Origin of the sequence: Rhodococcus sp. F64268, from assembly GCF_023015605.1 — a bacterium.
Classification (GTDB): Bacteria; Actinomycetota; Actinomycetes; order Mycobacteriales; family Mycobacteriaceae; genus Rhodococcus.
This window is the reverse complement of sequence record NZ_JALKAI010000030.1, coordinates 1-1296: the sequence shown is the minus strand read 5'-3', so window position 1 is coordinate 1296 and position 1296 is coordinate 1. Positions and strand designations below refer to the sequence as shown.

The window sequence follows — 1296 nt, the reverse complement described above, 5'->3', positions numbered from 1 at the left end:
CCAGGGTCCCGGAAAGGTCGGCGCGTAGCCCTGTGACCTCGGGATTTGTCGCCATGTGAACGGCGTGTCGACTGTGATGGGTGCGACCTACGGGATTGGATGGAAGTTCCTACGCCACCGTCCGATCCCGAGGCCGCACCCGCATGCCATCTTCCCCTACGTCGATTCCCTACGTGAACCCGACGCGCCGTGAACTCCTGTTGACCGCACTCGAGACGGTGCCCGACCCCCGCGACCGGCGCGGAGTGCGTTATCCACTCGCGAGCATCCTCGCCCTCGCCGTCACAGCGACCATCGCCGGCGCCCGCTCATTCGCCGCGATCGGCCAGTGGGCCGCGGCCACCACCTGCGAGCATCTTGCCGCGTTCGGCCTCGCCGGAACTGCCGCCCCGGACGAGTCGACGCTCCGCAAACTGTTCGCCCGCCTCGACGCCGACGCCCTCGACACCGCACTCGGGATGTGGATGTGGACTCGCACGTTCGTCGCCGGCCAGCGGCGGGTGATTGCTCTGGACGGCAAGACCGTCCGCGGTGCCCGCCGCCGACCCGATGGAACCGCTCCGCATCTGGTGGCCGCGTTCGACCACAGCGCCGGAGCCGTCCTGGGCCAAATCTGCGTACAGGAGAAGAGCAACGAGATACCTGCGGCACGAACACTGTTGGCGCAGATGGATCTCGACGGGACGGTCGTGACGATGGATGCGATGCATACCCAGACCGATACCGCGACTCTCGTCACCGGCGCGGGTGGCGACTACGTGTTCACCGTCAAGGGCAATATGCCGACCCTGCACGCGATGTTGAAGACGTTGCCGTGGAAGGGCATACCCGCCGTCCGGACGACGGTCCGCGACCGTGGCCGCACGATCACCCGCACGATCAAGGTTGTCGCTGCCCCTGCTTGGGTCGAGTTTCCCGGTGCCGCTCAGGTCGCCCAGTTGCGGCGCACCGTCACCAACAAGGACGGGAAGAGGACTGTCGAGGTGGTCTACCTGATCACCTCGGCCGACTGTATCGCGGCATCACCGCAGGTCTTGGCGTCGTGGGTGCAGGGACACTGGGCCATAGAGAATCGTCTCCATTGGGTTCGTGATGTCACGTTCGGGGAGGATTTGTCGCAGGTTCGTACTGGTCAGGCCCCTCGGATCATGGCCACGTGCCGCAACATTGCGGTCGGTCTTTTGCGCCTGGCTGGATGGGACAACATCGCTGCCGGGTTGCGGCACCATGCCCGCCATCCCGATCAGGCGCTCGCGCTGGCCTTGACCTCATGAAACCGACAATTCCGGGGCCCTG

General features: G+C 65.8%; 1 protein-coding gene. It reads left to right on the top strand.

The features are described from left to right. Positions 1–173: 173 nt before the first annotated feature. Positions 174–1274 (top strand): ISAs1 family transposase, encoded by a 1101-nt coding sequence (locus tag MWU77_RS24355; protein WP_247275023.1) that lies wholly within the window; start codon positions 174–176, stop codon positions 1272–1274. Positions 1275–1296: the final 22 nt, after the last annotated feature.